Annotated in this window: 14 protein-coding genes; 6 read left to right on the forward strand and 8 right to left on the reverse strand. The window is 52.8% G+C overall.

Features of this window, described 5'->3' with window-relative positions; translation table 11 throughout:
• Positions 1–188: 188 nt before the first annotated feature.
• Complete coding sequence (gene nhaB / locus EUZ85_RS14035) at positions 189–1,688, reverse strand: sodium/proton antiporter NhaB (RefSeq protein ID WP_127969884.1); 1,500 nt, start codon at positions 1,686–1,688, stop codon at positions 189–191.
• 364 nt (positions 1,689–2,052) lie between these two features.
• On the opposite strand from nhaB, the gene EUZ85_RS14040 reads away from it, so the two are divergent.
• Together EUZ85_RS14040 and EUZ85_RS14045 are read left to right on the forward strand one after the other, a co-directional pair.
• Positions 2,053–3,750 carry a chemotaxis protein gene (locus EUZ85_RS14040; RefSeq protein WP_127969885.1) on the forward strand — a complete coding sequence of 566 codons (1,698 nt, stop codon included), beginning with the start codon at positions 2,053–2,055 and terminating at the stop codon, positions 3,748–3,750.
• A 310-nt stretch (positions 3,751–4,060) separates the two neighbouring features.
• Positions 4,061–4,711: a multidrug transporter gene (locus tag EUZ85_RS14045; RefSeq protein ID WP_127969886.1), complete on the forward strand. Its 651-nt coding sequence runs from the start codon at positions 4,061–4,063 to the stop codon at positions 4,709–4,711.
• A gap of 121 nt (positions 4,712–4,832) precedes the next feature.
• Here EUZ85_RS14045 and EUZ85_RS14050 read toward each other — a convergent pair whose 3' ends face one another.
• Positions 4,833–5,147 carry an SCP2 sterol-binding domain-containing protein gene (locus EUZ85_RS14050; RefSeq protein WP_011396403.1) on the reverse strand — a complete coding sequence of 105 codons (315 nt, stop codon included), beginning with the start codon at positions 5,145–5,147 and terminating at the stop codon, positions 4,833–4,835.
• Between the two features lie 334 nt (positions 5,148–5,481).
• Between EUZ85_RS14050 and sohB the strand changes: the two genes are divergently transcribed.
• Together sohB and EUZ85_RS14060 are read left to right on the forward strand one after the other, a co-directional pair.
• The gene (gene sohB, locus EUZ85_RS14055) at positions 5,482–6,519 is read left to right on the forward strand and encodes a protease SohB (protein ID WP_127969887.1); all 1,038 of its coding nucleotides are present in this window, start codon (positions 5,482–5,484) and stop codon (positions 6,517–6,519) included.
• A 111-nt stretch (positions 6,520–6,630) separates the two neighbouring features.
• Entirely contained in the window at positions 6,631–7,632 is a 1,002-nt protein-coding gene (locus EUZ85_RS14060) for a YhdH/YhfP family quinone oxidoreductase (RefSeq protein ID WP_127969888.1), read from the forward strand.
• A 25-nt stretch (positions 7,633–7,657) separates the two neighbouring features.
• On the opposite strand, the gene EUZ85_RS14065 is transcribed toward EUZ85_RS14060, so the two are convergent.
• The 3 genes from EUZ85_RS14065 to EUZ85_RS14075 form a co-directional block, all read right to left on the reverse strand.
• The gene (locus EUZ85_RS14065; protein WP_127969889.1) at positions 7,658–8,821 is read right to left on the reverse strand and encodes a cation:proton antiporter; all 1,164 of its coding nucleotides are present in this window, start codon (positions 8,819–8,821) and stop codon (positions 7,658–7,660) included.
• Positions 8,822–8,971: 150 nt separating this feature from the next.
• Complete coding sequence (locus tag EUZ85_RS14070; RefSeq protein WP_127969890.1) at positions 8,972–9,478, reverse strand: DUF934 domain-containing protein; 507 nt, start codon at positions 9,476–9,478, stop codon at positions 8,972–8,974.
• Positions 9,462–11,123, reverse strand: a complete 1,662-nt coding sequence (locus tag EUZ85_RS14075) for a nitrite/sulfite reductase (RefSeq protein WP_127969891.1) — start codon at positions 11,121–11,123, stop codon at positions 9,462–9,464. Before EUZ85_RS14075 ends, EUZ85_RS14070 begins: the two co-directional genes overlap by 17 nt.
• A gap of 294 nt (positions 11,124–11,417) precedes the next feature.
• On the opposite strand from EUZ85_RS14075, the gene EUZ85_RS31815 reads away from it, so the two are divergent.
• Complete coding sequence (locus EUZ85_RS31815; protein ID WP_255509308.1) at positions 11,418–11,540, forward strand: hypothetical protein; 123 nt, start codon at positions 11,418–11,420, stop codon at positions 11,538–11,540.
• 174 nt (positions 11,541–11,714) lie between these two features.
• Here EUZ85_RS31815 and EUZ85_RS14080 read toward each other — a convergent pair whose 3' ends face one another.
• Together EUZ85_RS14080 and metH are read right to left on the reverse strand one after the other, a co-directional pair.
• Positions 11,715–11,942 (reverse strand): DUF2970 domain-containing protein, encoded by a 228-nt coding sequence (locus tag EUZ85_RS14080; RefSeq protein ID WP_127969892.1) that lies wholly within the window; start codon positions 11,940–11,942, stop codon positions 11,715–11,717.
• A gap of 214 nt (positions 11,943–12,156) precedes the next feature.
• Positions 12,157–15,864 carry a methionine synthase gene (gene metH, locus EUZ85_RS14085; protein WP_127969893.1) on the reverse strand — a complete coding sequence of 1,236 codons (3,708 nt, stop codon included), beginning with the start codon at positions 15,862–15,864 and terminating at the stop codon, positions 12,157–12,159.
• A gap of 235 nt (positions 15,865–16,099) precedes the next feature.
• Between metH and nfuA the strand changes: the two genes are divergently transcribed.
• Complete coding sequence (gene nfuA / locus EUZ85_RS14090; protein WP_127969894.1) at positions 16,100–16,678, forward strand: Fe-S biogenesis protein NfuA; 579 nt, start codon at positions 16,100–16,102, stop codon at positions 16,676–16,678.
• An 89-nt stretch (positions 16,679–16,767) separates the two neighbouring features.
• Here nfuA and EUZ85_RS14095 read toward each other — a convergent pair whose 3' ends face one another.
• Positions 16,768–17,775, reverse strand: a complete 1,008-nt coding sequence (locus EUZ85_RS14095) for a glycosyl transferase family protein (protein ID WP_127969895.1) — start codon at positions 17,773–17,775, stop codon at positions 16,768–16,770.

Genomic DNA, 17,775 nt, shown 5'->3' on the forward strand with positions numbered 1-17,775 from the left:
CTTTTTTGTTCCTGACTTTTCTTATTAATATGGCAATGATATTGGCATGTTAATAACTAGGCGCATGGATGCGCCTGCGCGGCGGCTAGCCGCGGGAGACAGGGCCTGACCTGTGCAGGCCCTGTCGTTGCAGTCAAATAGAAGGAAGCTATTTGACTGCCTGATTAATAAGTACGACTGGCGTAGCTTTAGATAGTAATGACTATCATCACGTAACCGAGCCCGCCCATGACGATGGTGTAGGGCAGCGCCATCCATACCATCTTGCCGTAGGACAATCTGATTAAAGGGGCGATGGCGGAGGTCAGCAGGAATAGGAACGCAGCCTGACCATTTGGCGTCGCGACGCTTGGGAGGTTGGTGCCGGTATTGATCGCCACCGCTAATGCTTCGTAGTGCGCCCGGTCAATCAATCCGTCTTTGAAGGCGTTACGCACTTCATCTATGTAAACCGTCGCAACGAAGACGTTGTCGCTGATCATCGATAGCACGCCGTTGGCGATAAAGAACATGCCGGGCTGAATGCTCTTCTCCAGGCCCAGTACATAGTTAATGATGCCGGTGAATAAATGCTGTTCGTGGATGACCCCGACCACGGCGAAGAACACGACCAGCAGGGAAGTGAAGGGCAGCGCCTCTTCAAAGGCCTTGCCGATCTGATGTTCCTCAATCACGCCGCAAAACGCCGTCGCCAGGATAATGACCGTCAGGCCGATCAGGCCTACCTCCGCCAAATGGAACGCAAGCGCCACCACCAGAATAACGGCGACAGCCGCCTGGGCGATCAGTTTGGATTCATGCAGCAGCGTCATTTTCTTCTTTTCGGCTTCGTTGAAATCTTCCAGGATTTTGCGCACGGAAGCAGGAATATCATCGCCGTAACCGAACCAGTGGGTCTTCTCCAGGATGAAACATGTCACCAGACCGGCCACCAGCACAGGCATGGAGATGGGCGCCATGCGTACGAAGAACTCGATAAAGTCCCAGCCCATCCGTTGCGCGATCAGCAGGTTCTGAGGCTCGCCCACCTGCGTGCATACGCCGCCTAACGCGGTGCCTACCGCGGCATGCATCAACAGGCTGCGCAGAAAGCCGCGGAACTGTTCGAGGTCGGAGCGGTGATCGTGATGGACCGACTCATCGTCGCCATGATCGTGGTCGTGATGGAAGTGTTTGCCTGACGCGACTTTATGGTAGACCGAGTAAAAGCCGACGGCGACGCTGATGATGACGGCCGTCACTGTCAGCGCGTCCAGGAATGCGGAGAGCACCGCAGCCACCAGACTGAAAAGTAGCGAAAGCACGGCTTTGGAGCGAATGCTGAGCAGTATTTTAGTGAACACGTAGAGCAGCAGCTCTTTCATGAAGTAAATGCCCGCCACCATAAATACCAGTAGCAGGATAACTTCCAGGTTGCCGGAGACTTCTTCATACACCGTATGCGGCGACACCATGCCAATGAGCACTGCTTCGATCGCGAGCAAGCCGCCAGGTTGCAGCGGATAACATTTCAGCGCCATCGCCAGGGTGAAGATGAACTCCAGAATCAGCACCCAGCCTGCGATGTAGGGGCTGAGCATGAAAATGAAAGGATTAATCAGTAGAAAGAGGCAAATGGCCTTCTTGTACCAGCTCGGGGCGTTTCCCAGAAAATTACTGTAAAACGCCTGCGGCAAAGTGGTCACCATACTTGGCTCCTGTTAACGAATGCGGCCGCCGAAACGACCAGTTAAAAAATTGTAAGGATCGACCATTCTAATGAAAAACGGCAATAAATCCATGCATTTAAGCTCGCACTGCCGCCTCAGCGAGAGCATTCGGTTGTGACTCCAATAATAGCCAACTATTCTTGAATACGCCTTTTATCGTTTCTCTCATTAGGCCTAATGCCTGTGGGGCTTTCGCGATTCCGAAAGCAGATAACAAATGAAACAGTTAGTTTCTTGTTTAACTTGAATTTTGTGTTATAAGTTAGTAATAACTCGGCGATTTTCCACTTTTTGACAATAAACTCCCCAGTTGTTGATGAACTGAGGGTTAAGGACATCGTATATGGTTGACGCGACGCTAGCCGCGAAAAAGTCTAGTTCCTTCGATCTGGTCGAGAGGGAAATCAATAATACGATTGAGCAAGCGGAGCTTAGTCTCGAACGTTTTCAGGAAAACCGCGAAAGCGGCGAAGATCTACAGAATTGCATTGATTACCTGAATCAACTGCGCGGTATTTTTGTACTGATTGAACTACAGGGCGGCACCGTTCTGTGTCAGGAATCCGTGGCGATCGCCAATGAAGTTCCCGTTGGCGCGGCGGAGGATAAAAACGGATTGCTGTCGTCGTTGAGTCAGGCTTTATTTGTACTGCGCCGTTATACCGAATACTACCAGCGTCGTCGTGAAGACCATCCCGAATTGCTGTTGGAGATCATCAATCTCCTGCGTCTGTCCCGTCGCGCCAAGCCGCTGCCGGACAGTTATTTCTTTGATGTAGAGTTCCAGCGCTCACCGCCCAAGCCCGTGCGCGACGCCAGCGTCACCACGGATGTGTTCGAGCACCGCAGCCGTCGTCTGCGTCACATGTATCAGGTGGGCTTGCTGAACTTGTTGCGCAGCAAGGAAACCGATATTGGCTATCGCCTGATGAGTCGCGCCGCAGACGGCATGAGCAAAATATGTGCAGGCTCCTCAATCTCTGAATTATGGTCGCTGACGGCATATACCGTGGAGCTGATGCATACTCAGTCCATGGAGCTGACGCCGACCCGGCAGCGCCTGCTGATGAAAATCGAAAAGTACGCGCGGGAAATCGTCAAGCTGGGCAAAGTGGCCACAGCCAAGGCCATTTCTGAGACTGTGGCGAAGGATTTGTTGTATCTGATCGCCATCAGCGGCGATAAAAGCGAGAAGACCCGGGAATTGTTGGCCGGTTACAGTCTCGCACCGGCGGATTTTGATCAGGCCAAGATCATTGCGCATCGCAGTCTGTTGATGGGGCCGGGCAGCGATGTCCTGGCGTCGCTGTCAAAAGCGCTGCACGAAGAAATCAGCCAAATCAAAGACAAGTTGGATATTATCGAGCGCGGTATCGATGGCCAGGAAGACGGCTTGTCGCAGATCGCCGAAGGCCTGGGCAAACTGGCGGATACGCTGACCATGCTGGACCTCATCAATCTCAGTGCGGTGGCCAGAGGGGTGCACCAGACTATTTCATCATGGGCGATGGATAAAAAGCATCCCAGCAATACCGACCTGATGCAGGTTGCGGACTCCGTGTTGAGCATTGAGCAAGCGATTCTGCAACTGGAAGAAGATGGCCTCACCATCGAAACTGATAAAGTGGTCGGCGCTGACGCGGAAGAGATGATCAGTCCTTATCTGATGGAAGCGCATATTGTGGTGATAGGCGAGTCCCAGGCCGGTCTTTCTCTCGCCAAACGAGCAATTACTGCGTATCTGGAGTCCGGCGGCGACAAGCTGCATTTGGCCAACGTGCTGCCTACGCTGGAAGGCGTACTTGGAGCGCTGGTGATGATAGAGCAGTCCCGTGCGGCTAAGGCGTTGCACTCCACGGCGCGCTGCATTGAAGAAAAGCTCATCAAGAACGAAAACAAGCCAGGCGACCATGTTATGGAAACGCTCGCCGATGCGCTGACGTCTCTTGAATACTACGTGGACAGCGTTGGTCGCTCCGGCGCCGGCAATCCTGATTTGCTGAAGCTCGCAGAAGAAAGCGTCCACTCTCTGGGTTACTAACCCCCGATCTACTCACTTCTTTGAGCCTGATGGCAAGTCAGGCTCAGTTCAATATCGCCAACTGGTTAACAGGACTTGTCGCTTTGTCGGGTCAGGCATGTTAGTTGGCGCGTCCAGCTCCCTCTTGAACTCCTTTATCACTGTTATTCCTGAGAAAATATGAAAACCTGCGGGGACTGTCCTAGAATTCAAAGGGCGATTGACGCAGGATGCTTACCTTATTTTCGAACGACAGGAGCGAGTGATCTAACAGTGTCAGGTGAAGAAAAGCGGTTTCACAGCTGCCGCCGAGGGCGGTCAGGGGAGGGGTATGTTGTATTCCGGCATTAGTGTCGCATTGGTGGCGATTGCGATACTGACCGTTTTTATTTGCTTGCGCCTTCTGTTCAGGAAGTCCTGGTTTTTGGTTTGGCTGAAAGGCACGATGACATTCGTCGCGCTTTTATTCGCGATATTTCTCTGTTTTCTGGCATTGGATATGTACCGTTACAAGGCCTATCAAAAGGAGACCACGATCGCCACGCTCAGTATGCAGAAGCTGGGGGAACAGTTGTACCGCGTCAAGGTCGCGGCCCCTCCGGATGGCGAGTACAGCTTTGATGTGTCGGGAGATCTTTGGCAGCTGGACGCAAGACTGGTTTCCTGGTCCGGGCCATTTAGTGCGCTGGGTATGCAGCCGGGGTACCGTCTGGAGCGCATCAGCGGACGTTATTATTCGCTGGAACAGGAAAACGATGGCGCACGCACCGTGTTCGCCATCGCTCCTTCCGATATCGGGTTTGATTTCTGGGCCTGGCTCAACAGCCACGAAGGGGTGCCCTGGGTGGACGCCAAGTACGGTAGCGCCACTTATTTACCCATGCGCGACGCCGCTATCTTTACGGTCTCAATAGGAAATGACGGTTTGATCGCCCGGCCAGTCAATACGCCGGCGGTGGAAGCGGTGGAGATGTGGCAGTAACCGTCGCACTCCAATGCATGGTATGAAGCGGAAATGTCTCAGCTATGCAGACACGAAATGCAGATCTAAAAAGCAGACATAAAAAAGGCGCCGTAGAGGCGCCTTTAGAAAATCTTAGTGCTTAGCCGATGTTGAACAGTTGGCCCAGCTTCATCGCCAGCATCATGTCGCCTTCGGCGCGCAGATCACCCGCCATGAACGCTTGCATGCCGTCAGTTTCGCCACTGACGATGCCTTTCAGCGTATCGGAATTCATAATCAGAGTAACGGAAGGATCGTCGTGGTCGCCTTGAATCAGCTCGCAGCCGCCGTTTTTAACTACCAGGTGATAGTTGTCGGCGTCTTCAATAGAGAACTGAAAAACAAGATCAAGGTCGGAAGCGGCGTCGGCGTTAAAGTTGTCTTTCAGTTGTTGAAAAATTTGTGCTACAGGCATGGTGCTTTCCTTTATAAGAGTAATACACAATTATATTGTGGAGACTTTGGCGCATATGTTTTAGCTTAGAATTCAAGGAGTAGCAACTCCCTGAAGGCAAAACGTAAAGTCTTTCGTAAACAGCAGATATACACCGCTAATGCCTGAATGTAGGGGCTTTGCAGGTGTCTGTCAATAAAAAATCGAACGCTTGTTTGAATTGGCGGCGCAATTCATTTTTCGCCGTGGGTTGCAATTTACATAGACGCCCTTAATTTAACCGGATTGTATCTATCAATAGAGATTGATAGCTACCATATGCTTTGAATAAACATCCATTTTAGGAGTACGACTTTTGGACTTTCTAACCGATTACGGCGCTTTCCTGGCCAAAACTGTGACCCTCGCGGCGGCGATATTGTTTGTCGTGGGGACGATCATTGCTTTAAGCCAGCGCGGCAAAAAACATGCGGACGGTGAGATCGAGGTCGTACATCTCAATGAGCGCTTGAAGAGAATGCGTGAGGCGCTGGAGCACAGTGTTTTCAGCAAGGAGTGGTTGAAAAACGCCGCTAAAGAAAAGAAGAAGAGCAACAAGAAAAGCAAGAAGGACGCTCACAAGGATATGCTGCAAGAGCAGGATAAGAGCAGGGTATACGTATTGGATTTTGACGGCGATATCAAAGCCTCTGAAGTGTCCACGCTGCGTGAAGCGATTACCGCTGTACTCAGTCTGGCGAAACCGGAAGACGAGGTTGTCGTGCGTCTGGAAAGCCCAGGAGGAATGGTGCATGGCTACGGTCTGGCGGCGTCGCAATTGGAGCGTATTCGCCAGCGCGGCGTCAATCTGACGGTTTGTGTAGATAAGGTCGCCGCGAGCGGCGGTTATTTGATGGCTTGTCTGGCCAATAAAATTATTGCGGCGCCTTTCTCTATTATTGGCTCCATCGGTGTGGTGGCGCAGCTGCCGAACTTTAACCGCTTGTTGAAAAAGCATGATATTGATTATGAGGTGCTGACAGCTGGGGAGTATAAGCGTACGCTGACCGTATTCGGTGAGAACACTGAAAAGGGACGGGAAAAGTTCATGCAGGACCTTGAGGAAACGCATGTCCTGTTCAAAGAATTCGTCGCTACGCACCGGCCGCAGGTGGATATCGACGAGGTGGCGAAAGGCGAAGTATGGTACGGCGCGCGCGCCAAGGATATCAACCTGGTGGACGCTATCCAGACCAGTGATGATTATCTGGCGGAGCGTTGTAACGAATGCGAGGTGTACCAGGTGCGATATATCGAGAAAAAGTCCCTGGCGGAAAAGGTGGGATTATCGATGGCGGCGTCACTGGAAAGCCTCGGCCTCAAGCTCGCCAAGTCATTTAACTTCAAAAGCTAAAGACGCGAGCAAGGCGGGAAAATGCCGGCGTGGGAACCGGGTTGTAGCGGGCGTCGCCTGTTAGGTTCATTCGGCAATGGAAAGAGATAACTGAGTGACGGAGTCTGCTCTATGAGCGATAGTAAATTTCGGGCGCTACGCGTGCTGGAAAAAGGGGGATATTTTCACACTGAGATTCAAGAGCAATCTCTGGATGATTTGCCCGATAACGATGTATTGGTGAAAGTGAAGTACTCGTCCTTGAATTTCAAGGATGCGCTGTCCGCACACGGCCACAAAGGCGTAACCCGTCAGTTCCCGCATACCCCGGGTATCGATGCGGCGGGTGTGGTGGTGGAGAGCCGCTCGCCGGAATTGAAGCCAGGTCAGGAAGTCATTGTGACCGGCTATGATCTGGGTATGAACACGCCAGGCGGCTTTGGCGAATACATTCGCGTGCCCGTAGAGTGGTGTGTGGTGAAACCTCCCAGGCACGACCTTCATTACTTTATGACGCTGGGAACCGCTGGTCTGACCGCGGGACTTTCTGTGGATCGATTGAGCCAGACGGTGGCTCCAGGCGACGGTGAAATACTGGTGACTGGCTCTACGGGAGGCGTGGGTTGTCTGGCGGTGGCCCTGTTGGCCAAGCTGGGCTATGACACTGTGGCTTTGACCAGCAAAGTCGACCACAGTGACTTGCTGGCCAAGCTGGGCGCCCGCAGAGTGCTGGACCGCTCCTACCTTGAAGAAATGCCTGAGAAGGCGCTGATGAAAGAAACCTGGGCGGGGGTCGTGGACACCGTTGGGGGTGCTCTGTTTTCTAAAATTCTCAAAACGGTGAAGCATAGCGGCGCTGCAACCACGTGTGGCATGGTGGCGGGAACCGAGCTTTCCACGTCTATTTTTCCTTTCATTTTGCGTGGCGTGACGTTGTATGGCATTGACTCTGTCGAGATCGCCAGAGAGAGGAAGCGCCATATCTGGGAAAAGCTGGATAGTGACTGGGCGCTGCCGGACCTGAACTTTCTGGCGCAAGATGTCGTGCTGGAGGAGTTGCCCGGCGTCATCGAAAAAATCTATTGCGGCAAAATGTTGGGGCGCGCGGTGCTCCGGCACATCGACCAAGAGTAATCAAAAGCCATTGTCGGCGGCGGGTTTAGTCCCGCCGCAACTTGTCAGAGATGGCGATCGGGCTGGGAAAGTTCAGCACGACAATGTAAGACGACAACATGAACATGATGATCGCCGTCGCTTGAATCAACACTGACGCAGATTCCCCAATCATAGATTTGCTGGTCGCCAGAAAGGCGATCAACAATGAGAACTCACTGATTTGTCCCAACCTGAATCCAATCTCCCAAGAGGTTTTCTTGTCCTCTTTCATGGTGCGTAACAAGCCATAAAAAGTGGCTGGTTTGGCCGCCAGTAAGATCAATGACAACAGTATCGCGGGAATGGCGATATCCGGCAGCAATCCAAGGTTGAGGCTGGCTCCAAGAGAGAAGAAAAACAGCACCAGGAAGAAGTCCCGAAGGGGTTTCAGGCTCTCGGCGATATATTGAGCGATGGGGCTGGTTGCGATGGTGACGCCGGCGATGAAAGCGCCAATCTCCAGTGACAGTCCCATGGCTTTCGCCAGCTCTGCAATGCCGAGACACCAGCCGATAGCCAGTAGAAAGACATACTCGTGAAAGCGGTCAAACTTGGAAAACAGCTTCAGTAGCACATACTTGACCGCCAGGAAGGTAACGCCGATGAGAATTGGTAAGGCCAGAAAAGTCTTGCCGAGATTCATGACGGAAATACCCTCGTCGCCGGCGGCCAGTATCAATAGCGCCACAATGGCGATTAAATCCTGAACCAACAGCAGACCGACCACCATCTCGCCGACGTGGCGATGGTGCAGAACCGTCGTCGGCAATAACTTGATGCCGATAATCGTACTGGAGAAAGTGGCCGCAATCGCGACAATCATCGCCTCGTAAGAGGTGAAGCCAAATACAATGGCGATCGCATAGCCGATAGCGGCGAACACCAAAGAGCTGAGTAAGGCGACCAGCGTCGCCTTGCGCAATACGTGCAGCAGCGCTTTCGGCTGCATGTCCAGGCCGAGCAGAAACAGCAGGAAAATAATGCCGATCTCAGAAATGTCCGCGAGCAGGCCGGAGTTGTTGATCAGGCTCAGTCCGTAAGGGCCCACCAACGCGCCAAGGACAATATAAGCGAGGATAAGAGGTTGTCGCGTAAAGAGGGCGACGGAAGCCAAAACTGCGGCGCCGGAAAAGATCAGAAAGAATGAGTAGACGATATTGATTTCCATGGATGCTCCGCTATCGGCTTCTACCAAAGAGTATCGGCAGTCTCCGTCCCTGTCAAAGGACAACCTGTTGTTCTAAGAAGGAAAAGGTCTGTCCATTCAGGCACAAAAAAGGGTGGACGACGCCACCCTTAATGCATGCCTAAGCTGCTGTTAGTGCATTCTGCGACGAAACAGGGGTTCTGGTTGGTCCACTGAGGCCTGATAGGTGACGGAAAAGTCCGCCAGTCCCGCCAGCGCTTTCTCTGCATCGCGGTCCGCTCTCACTGCGAAGGCGTCAAAGCCGCAGCGTTTCATGAAGAAAAGCTGGTCCATAAGTACGTCGCCGATTGCGCGGAGTTCGCCTGTATAGTGAAGCTGTTCGCGCAGGATACGTGCGATGGAATAGCCGCGACCGTCGGCGAACTTCGGGAAGTTTACGGCGATGACGCTGAACCGGCCCAAATCCGGGCTGATTGTGTCAGGCTCTTCATCGCTATCCAGCCAAACGCCGGTTTGCTCTGGGGCTCTCGCCTGCAGTTGTTCTCTCTGCGCCAGCCAAGTGCTCAAAGGAATGATCACTTTTCCTGTCGGCACAACCTGTTCCGCAGGGGCTTCAGCTTTGTCCAGAACGCTCCATTCGTCATTTACAACAGCCGCGTGCTTAATTAGGTTTGGCATAAACGCGCTCCTTGAACGGGGTGATGCCGACGCGGCGGAAAGTGTCGATAAACAGTTCATCGTCATTGCGGCTGGAGACGTATACATCAAGAATTTTCTCGATAACGTCCGCCATCTGTTCGCGAGCGAACGACGGCCCCAGAATTTGTCCCAGCGATGCGTCCTGACCGGAAGCGCCGCCCAAGGATACCTGATACCATTCCTCGCCTTTCTTATCCACGCCCAGTACGCCGATAGCGCCAACATGGTGGTGGCCGCAAGCATTCATGCAACCGGAGATGTTCAGGTCGATATTGCCGAGGTCGTACAGATAATCCAGGTCGTCGAAACGTTCCTGAATTGCTTCCGCCACCGGGATGGACTTGGCGTTCGCGAGAGAACAGTAATCGCCGCCAGGGCAGCAGATAATATCAGTCAGCGTACCCAGGTTAGGGGTGGCGAAGCCAAGTGACTTGATAGCTTCCCACAGCTCGAACAGCTTGCTTTGTTCTACGTCGGCCAGCACCACGTTCTGCTCATGGGTGATGCGCATTTCGCCGAAGCTGTATTGGTCCGCCAGCTCCGCCAGACGGTCCATCTGTTTGTCTGTAATGTTGCCGGGAGGAACGCCCAGCTTCTTCAGCGTCAGAGTGACAATGGCGTATCCAGGCTTTTTATGCTGGGCGACATTGCGGTGATGCCAGTTGTTGAAAAACTTGTTCTCCGCCAGACGCTCGGTCAATGCGGCGGGCTGATCTTCCAGCGCCAGATAAGCAGGCTCTGTGAAGAATGATTTAATGCGCTCAATCTCCGCCAGGGTCAGCTTGGAAGGGCTGTCTTTGATACGCTCCCATTCCGCTTCGACTTTTTCAGCAAAAGCTTCCGGGGACATGGCTTTAACCAGGATTTTGATGCGGGCCTTGTACTTGTTGTCGCGACGGCCGTAACGGTTATATACCCGCAGGATAGCTTCCAGATAAGTCAGCAAATCCAGCTCCGGCAGATACTCGCGAATAACGGAGCCGATCATTGGGGTGCGGCCAAGCCCGCCGCCCGCCAGCACTTTGTAGCCAATTTCGCCAGCGGCGTTTTTGACGATCTGAATGCCGATGTCGTGAACCTGAATGGCTGCGCGATCGCTATCTGGACATGAGTTGACGGCGATTTTGAATTTACGCGGCAGGAAGGCGAATTCAGGGTGGAAGGTGGACCATTGACGAATGATTTCGCAATAGGGGCGGGGGTCCACGATTTCTTCCGGCGTTACGCCTGCGAATTGGTCCGTGGTCGTGTTACGAATACAGTTGCCGCTGGTTTGCACTGCGTGCATCTCCACATCCGCAAGCTCGGCGAGGATTTTGGGAGAATCTTCAATAGACGGCCAGTTCAGCTGCAGGTTCTGCCGGGTAGTGAAGTGGGCGTAGCCTTTATCGTACTTGCGTGTGACTTCACTGAGCTTGCGTAGCTGAGTAGAAGACAACATGCCATATGGAATACAGATGCGCAGCATCGGCGCCAGCCGCTGCACATATAACCCGTTTTGCAGACGCAGGGGCAGGAACTCTTCATTGCTGAGCTCACCGGCGAAAAAACGGTCCGTTTGCCCTTGGAACTGCTTGACTCGTTCCTTGATGATCTGGCGATCGTAATCGTCGTATCTATACATTGACACTACCTGACAGTTTCAATTACCCATTGAATGGGCGCCAATTTAGCAGGATATACTTATAATTAAAATGATTGATTATCTATATGGTAATTCGTTTTTATTATATGAATGTGACGGAACCCTTTCTTGCTCATGGCTCCTTAATATAAGCGGCGGCGCGGGCCTCTGGCCAGAGGCGTCAGGATTCTGGGCGACGGCCTTTATAAGCGCTTGCACTTAATAAAAATGTGGTTTAAAACAAACCAGTACATACTCTTTGTACAATCCGGACATCAAAAAAGGAGCTGGACTGTGTCAGAAAACAATAATCATAACGCGACTTCAAATCCCGACAGCAAAGTAGACGCCATAGCGGCGGTGGTGCTGATACTCAGCATTGCCTCCATGATGGTGATCTGGGTGGCGGGGCACTGACTGCTGCGGAACTTCATCCCGGGTGGATTATCGAGCCGTTTTTCCTGTTTCCCTGATGTGAGATGAATTAATGAAGCAAAGTGGGGACATCTGTTCTCATCCTCACTTTGTCTGGCGGGATTGCTGATGCTTTAACTCAAAGCGCAGACTGCCTACTCTGCAAGCCTAATGGGCTTATGTGACATTGCTCAGCACGAGCTTAACGATAAGCGCCAAGGTCAACACGAACAACACCCCAAAAATAATCCCGCCTATGATGTAGGCCTTGGGGTTCGCCTGTTTAAAGTCTCTTTCCCTGGTTTTGCTGCTCTGAACGCCGAAAGCCGCTCCCAGCACGCTTACGACTAGCTGCCAAAGAGAGGGTTTTTGCTCTTTTTCCTTGTGCCCGGATACGTTGCTCATGATGCTCTCCATACTTGCTCGTATTATTATTTTGACGTCCGCGTTCAGGTTGACCTGATTTTCCGACGTGCGCTCCTTCTAATGCTAATCCTCTGGACAAATAGCCTCCTTCTATTTGTCTGCCTGATTAATAATAACAAAACCAGCGATACGAAAAGCCGGATTTTATATACGCTGACGCCCCATGAAAGGGGCGTCATATTGCATCTGGCGATCAGCTTGCGCTGGAGGGATCGTAACCCAGATTGGGCGACAGCCAGCGCTCGGCTTCCTGTAAGGTCATGCCTTTTCTGGCGGCGTAATCTTCCACCTGATCCCTTTGAATCTTGCCTACTGCGAAATAGCGGGCTTCCGGATGAGAGAAGTACCAGCCGCTGACGGATGCGGCGGGATACATGGCGTAGTGCTCGGTGAGTTTGACGCCGGTATGCAGCTCCGCTTCAAGCACGCTGAACAGTTTGGCTTTTTCTGTATGATCCGGGCAGGCAGGGTAGCCTGGCGCTGGACGAATACCCGCGTACTTCTCTTTGATGAGCGCTTCGTTGTCCAGTTGTTCGCTTGAGGCGTATCCCCAGAACTCTTTGCGCACGCGTTCATGCATGCGTTCAGCGAAGGCTTCAGCCAAGCGGTCCGCAAGGGCTTTGACCATGATGCTGGAATAGTCGTCGTGCTCGCTTTCGTACTGCTTCGCCAGCTCTTCTGCGCCAATGCCGGCAGTCACCACAAAGGCGCCCACGTAGTCGTCTTTACCGGACTCGGCGGGAGCCACGAAATCCGCCAGTGAGTAGTTGGGGCGGTTTTGCTCTCTTTGGGTTTGCTGCCTCAAGTGGCTAAGCGTCGCCAGAGGCGTTGACTTGCTCTCGTCCGTATACAGGACGGTGTCCTCGTCGCTGATGCGATTGGATGGCCAGATGCCCACGACCGCGCGCGCCTTCAACAGGTTATTGTCGACAATGTGAGACAGCATTTTCTGAGCGTCCTGGAACAGTTGGCGGGCGGCCTCGCCCACTTTTTCGTCTTCCAGAATGCGCGGGTATTTGCCAGCCAGATCCCAGGATATAAAGAAAGGAGTCCAGTCGATGTAATCGACCAGTTCCTGCAGCGGGTAGTCGTCAAAGACTTTAACGCCGGTGAAAGTCGGGGTAGGTGGCGTGTAATCGCTCCAGTCGCCCTGGAATCGGTTGTCCCGCGCTGCGGCCAAAGGAATGGGCTTGGCGGATGGCTCCCGATTCTTCCTTCTTTCTCTTACTTCTTCATATTCCGTGCGAATATCCTGCACATAATCCGTCTTTTGCGTGTCGCTCATCAGACGAGTGGCGACGCTGACGCTACGAGATGCGTCAGTGACGTACACGGTCACGTCGTTTTTGTATTCCGGCTCAATTTTAACGGCGGTGTGAGCCTTGGAGGTGGTGGCGCCGCCGATCAGCAGAGGAATCTGGAAGTTGAGGCGCTGCATTTCGCGCGCAACGTGCACCATTTCATCCAGGGATGGCGTGATTAGGCCGCTGAGACCGATGATGTCGACATTTTCCTCTTTGGCCACCTGCAATATTTTTTCGCAGGGGACCATAACGCCCAGGTCGATAACCTCATAGTTATTACACTGCAGAACAACGCCAACGATATTCTTGCCAATGTCATGCACGTCGCCTTTGACCGTAGCCATCAGGATGCGGCCTTTGGCTTTTTCTTTGGCGTCTTTTTCCTGCTCAATATACGGAATCAAGTGCGCGACGGCCTGCTTCATGACGCGGGCGCTTTTTACCACTTGGGGCAGGAACATTTTGCCGGAACCGAACAGGTCGCCGACGACGTTCATGCCGTCCATCAATGGTCCTTCGATGACTTCGATAGGGCGTGCAGCCGCCAGCCGCGCTTCTTCCGTGTCTTCGAGGATATAGGCGTTCACGCCTTTCACCAGTGCGTGTTCAAGGCGTTTGGTAACCGGCCAGGAGCGCCACTCCTGACTCTCTTCCTGCTTCTTCTCGCCCGTGCTGCGATAACGCTCAGCCGCTTCCAGCAGGCGCTCTGTTGCGTCGGGATGCTTGTTCAGAACGACGTCTTCCACCAGCTCCTTGAGTTCGGCGGGAATCTCATCGTATATAACCAGCTGCGCCGGGTTGACGATGCCCATGTTCATACCGGCGTTAATGGCGTGGAACAGGAATACGGAGTGAATCGCCTCACGCACGGTGTCATTGCCGCGGAAGGAGAAGGAGACGTTACTGACGCCGCCGGAGATGTTGGCGTAGGGCAGGTTCTCGCGAATCCAGCGGGTGGCCTGGATGAAGTCGACGGCGTAGTTGTTGTGTTCTTCGATTCCGGTGGCGATGGCGAAAATGTTCGGGTCGAAAATGATGTCCTGCGGCGGGAATCCCAGGCCAACCAGAATATCGTAGCTGCGTTTGCAGATTTCTGTTTTGCGTTTATAGGTGTCAGCCTGGCCAGCTTCGTCGAACGCCATGACGACCACTGCGGCGCCATAGCGCATGCAGGATTTTGCCTTGGCGATAAAGTCCTCTTCGCCTTCTTTCAAGCTGATGGAGTTCACCACGGCTTTGCCCTGAATGCAGCGCAGACCCGCTTCGATCACTTCCCATTTTGATGAGTCCACCATAATGGGAACCTTGGAAATATCAGGCTCAGAAGCGATCAGATTCAGGAAGACTTTCATGGCGTCTGCCGACTCCAACATGCCTTCATCCATGTTGATGTCGATGACCTGGGCGCCGTTTTCCACTTGATCGCGGGCTACATCAAGCGCTTCTTCGTAGCACTCTTCTTTGATCAGCCGCAGAAAGCGACGGGAGCCGGTAACGTTGGTGCGCTCACCTACGTTTACGAAACGGATTTCATCCGTGAGCGTAAAAGGCTCCAGTCCTGAAAGGCGCAGACGTGGCTTGATGTCGGGAATGGTTCGCGGCGCATGCTTATCTACCGCTTTTTTGATGGCGGCGATGTGGTCCGGCGTGGTGCCGCAGCAGCCACCGATGATGTTCACGAAACCATCTTGGGCGAAACCTTCCACAATGGCGGCCATTTCTTCCGGCGTTTGATCGTACTCCCCAAATTCGTTGGGCAAGCCGGCGTTAGGGTGGGCGCTGATATAAGTGGTGGCGCGGTTGGATAATTCTTCCACGTAAGGACGCAGGGCGTCCGCCCCCAGTGCGCAGTTCAAACCAATGCTGATGGGCCTTGAATGCGCCACGGAATTCCAGAACGCCTCTGCCGTTTGCCCAGACAACGTTCGTCCAGAGGCGTCAGTGATCGTGCCGGAAATCATTATCGGCAGTTCGATATCATGGTCGATAAAGTATTGCTGTACGGCGTATATACAGGCTTTGGCGTTTAATGTATCGAAAATGGTTTCGATCAGAATGATGTCGCTGCCGCCATCGACCAAGCCTTTGGTGGCTTCGTAGTAGTTGTCGACCAGAGTCTGGAAATCGACATTGCGGTAACCGGGGTTGTTAACATCCGGCGAAATGGAAGCGGTACGGGAGGTTGGACCTAACACGCCGGCGACGAAACGAGGAATGTCGGGCGTTTCCGCTGTTTTCTCGGCCGCCGCTTCACGGGCCACCTTGGCGCTGGCGACATTCAGCTCGTAAACAATGTCTTCCAGTCCGTACTCGGCTTGGGATACCCAGGTGGCGTTGAAACTGTTGGTTTCAATAATGTCGGCGCCAGCGTCCAGATAGGCTTTGTGAATAGCTTTGATAATATGCGGCTGGGTCAGACACAAAAGGTCGTTGTTACCTTTGATATCGCGGTGGAAGTCCTTGAAGCGTTCGCCCCGATAATCGGCTTCCTCCAGTTTGTAGCGCTGAATCATGGTTCCCATGGCGCCGTCCAATATCAATATCCGTTTTTTCAGGGAGTCGTTAAGGGCTTCTACTCGTTGGATCCGCGTCAGCATGTGAAAAACCTGGCCGTAGTCATTATGATTCTAAAGGAGGAAAATATTAGCAGATTAAGCCATAAGATGCCCTGTTTGCCTAGGGCTAAGAAGCCTTTTGCAGTATTGCGGAGGCTGATGTGGGAGTATAAGAACAGCGCGTTTCAGCTAAATCCTACTATTTTGCTAAGGCTTTAACCAACGAGGCTTTTGCTCTACAATTCACAGCATCAATCACCTTTGGGGCTATTTAGGAATGGTAACAGTCACAGAATCGGCTCGCGACTACCTCGCGCAATTACTGGAAAAGCAAAAAACCGAGGGCATGGGCGTGCGCATGTTCGTGACGCAGCCGGGCACCAAGTATGCGGAAACCTGTCTGGCGTACTGTAAGCCGGAAGAGATCATAAAGGATGATGAAAAAATCGAGTTAGACGCTTTCACTCTGTACCTGGATAAAAACAGCCTGCCATACCTTGAAGAAGCCCTGGTCGACTTCAACACTGAACGCATGGGCGGTCAGCTCACCATTAAAGCGCCCAACGCCAAAATGCCCAAGGTGGACGAAAGCTCTCCGTTGCCTGACCGCATCAATTACATCCTGTATACCGAGATTAACCCGGGATTGGCCTCCCATGGCGGCGAAGTGTCTTTGGTTGAGGTGGTTGATGACATTGCCGTGCTTAAATTTGGCGGTGGTTGTCAGGGATGTTCGGCGGTGGACTTCACTCTGAAGCAGGGTGTTGAGAAAACCCTGTTATCAAAAATTCCTGAGCTGAAAGGGGTTCGCGACTCCACGGATCATACAGTCACGGATAACGCTTATTACTCTTAAGTGTTCTGTTAAGAGCGCAGGCTTGGACAGGCCTTAGAGAATAGATGAAATGGGGGCGAATAGTGTTCGCCCTTTCTATTTTCGTTTCGTTAGAATCTTTGCTTATCCCGCTTGCGCCACCATTCTGTGGCGGTTTCCAGCGCTTCCTGTTGCGTCTGGATTTTTTCTGAATATTTCAGCGCCAAAGCAAGTGTACTGATTGCCGCGGCTTCCGCGTATTCATCTTCATCAACTCCTCGCCACACATTAAGCATGTGCTCAATGGAGAGCTCTTCCGCTTTGAGATGTCGTTGCGTAAATAAAGGCGGCCAGGTTTCTTCAAAGACTTCACCCTGGCGGCTGATATGCGCCACGCATTGAGCGTCCGGGTTGCGTTCAACTTCGCCGCCTTCGCCTTTGATGACGACGGCGGTGGGATATTGCAACAGGTTGGCGCTGAGCTGGTGTATGGGATTATAGGGAGGGTGGAAGATGCCCTGCATGACGAGTGGCGCATGAAGGGGGTTCAGCAGGCGCGCCATGGAATGCACGGGGGAGCGCAGACCTAAAACTGAGCGCATCTGAATAATGTCGTGCAAACGGGGGGAGAAGCTTTGCAGCGGCATATACACGAAATTACTGTCATCAAGAGCGCGTGTGGCGTCACTCCAGTTGGCGGCGACAGGCAGGCCCAAAGTCTCCACCACTGAACGGGTGTAAAGGCGTCCCTGTGTGTGACCTTCTGAGCCGTGCATAAAAATGCGATAGCCGTTCTGGCTGAGCAGCAGGGCGGAAAACAGGAACCAGGGTTGATGGCGCTTTTTACCTGCGTAAGAACTCCAGTCAATATCCACCTTGAGTTTGGGGGCGTTGAATCTGGCCTGCGCCGCTTCCACAAAACCAGCCAGTTCTTCCGGCGTTTCTTCTTTCACCCGCAACAGCATCAGAAAAGCGCCAAGTTGTAGGTCCAGCGTATCGCCGTCCAGAATCATGCCCATTGCCGCGCGCGCTTCTTCACGGGTCAGTGAGCGAGAACCTTTTTTGCCTTTGCCTAACGCCCTGATAAAAGGAGCGAAAGCATGTTCGTTGCTTTCTTTGGGAAACTTTTCGTTCATCAT

Origin of the sequence: Hahella sp. KA22 (genome assembly GCF_004135205.1) — a bacterium.
GTDB lineage: Bacteria > Pseudomonadota > Gammaproteobacteria > Pseudomonadales > Oleiphilaceae > Hahella.

What these genes read in the sequence shown, in the direction of transcription:
- EUZ85_RS14040 (WP_127969885.1), top strand. Translation starts at nt 2,053, where the DNA reads ATGGTTGACGCGACGCTAGCCGCGAAAAAGTCTAGTTCCTTCGATCTG.
- EUZ85_RS14045 (WP_127969886.1), top strand. Translation starts at nt 4,061, where the DNA reads ATGTTGTATTCCGGCATTAGTGTCGCATTGGTGGCGATTGCGATACTG.
- EUZ85_RS14060 (WP_127969888.1), top strand. Translation starts at nt 6,631, where the DNA reads ATGAGCGATAGTAAATTTCGGGCGCTACGCGTGCTGGAAAAAGGGGGA.
- EUZ85_RS14075 (WP_127969891.1), bottom strand. Translation starts at nt 11,123, where the DNA reads ATGTATAGATACGACGATTACGATCGCCAGATCATCAAGGAACGAGTC.
- EUZ85_RS14050 (WP_011396403.1), bottom strand. Translation starts at nt 5,147, where the DNA reads ATGCCTGTAGCACAAATTTTTCAACAACTGAAAGACAACTTTAACGCC.
- EUZ85_RS14065 (WP_127969889.1), bottom strand. Translation starts at nt 8,821, where the DNA reads ATGGAAATCAATATCGTCTACTCATTCTTTCTGATCTTTTCCGGCGCC.
- nhaB (WP_127969884.1), bottom strand. Translation starts at nt 1,688, where the DNA reads ATGGTGACCACTTTGCCGCAGGCGTTTTACAGTAATTTTCTGGGAAAC.
- EUZ85_RS14080 (WP_127969892.1), bottom strand. Translation starts at nt 11,942, where the DNA reads ATGAGCAACGTATCCGGGCACAAGGAAAAAGAGCAAAAACCCTCTCTT.
- EUZ85_RS14070 (WP_127969890.1), bottom strand. Translation starts at nt 9,478, where the DNA reads ATGCCAAACCTAATTAAGCACGCGGCTGTTGTAAATGACGAATGGAGC.
- metH (WP_127969893.1), bottom strand. Translation starts at nt 15,864, where the DNA reads ATGCTGACGCGGATCCAACGAGTAGAAGCCCTTAACGACTCCCTGAAA.
- nfuA (WP_127969894.1), top strand. Translation starts at nt 16,100, where the DNA reads ATGGTAACAGTCACAGAATCGGCTCGCGACTACCTCGCGCAATTACTG.
- EUZ85_RS14095 (WP_127969895.1), bottom strand. Translation starts at nt 17,775, where the DNA reads ATGATGAACGAAAAGTTTCCCAAAGAAAGCAACGAACATGCTTTCGCT.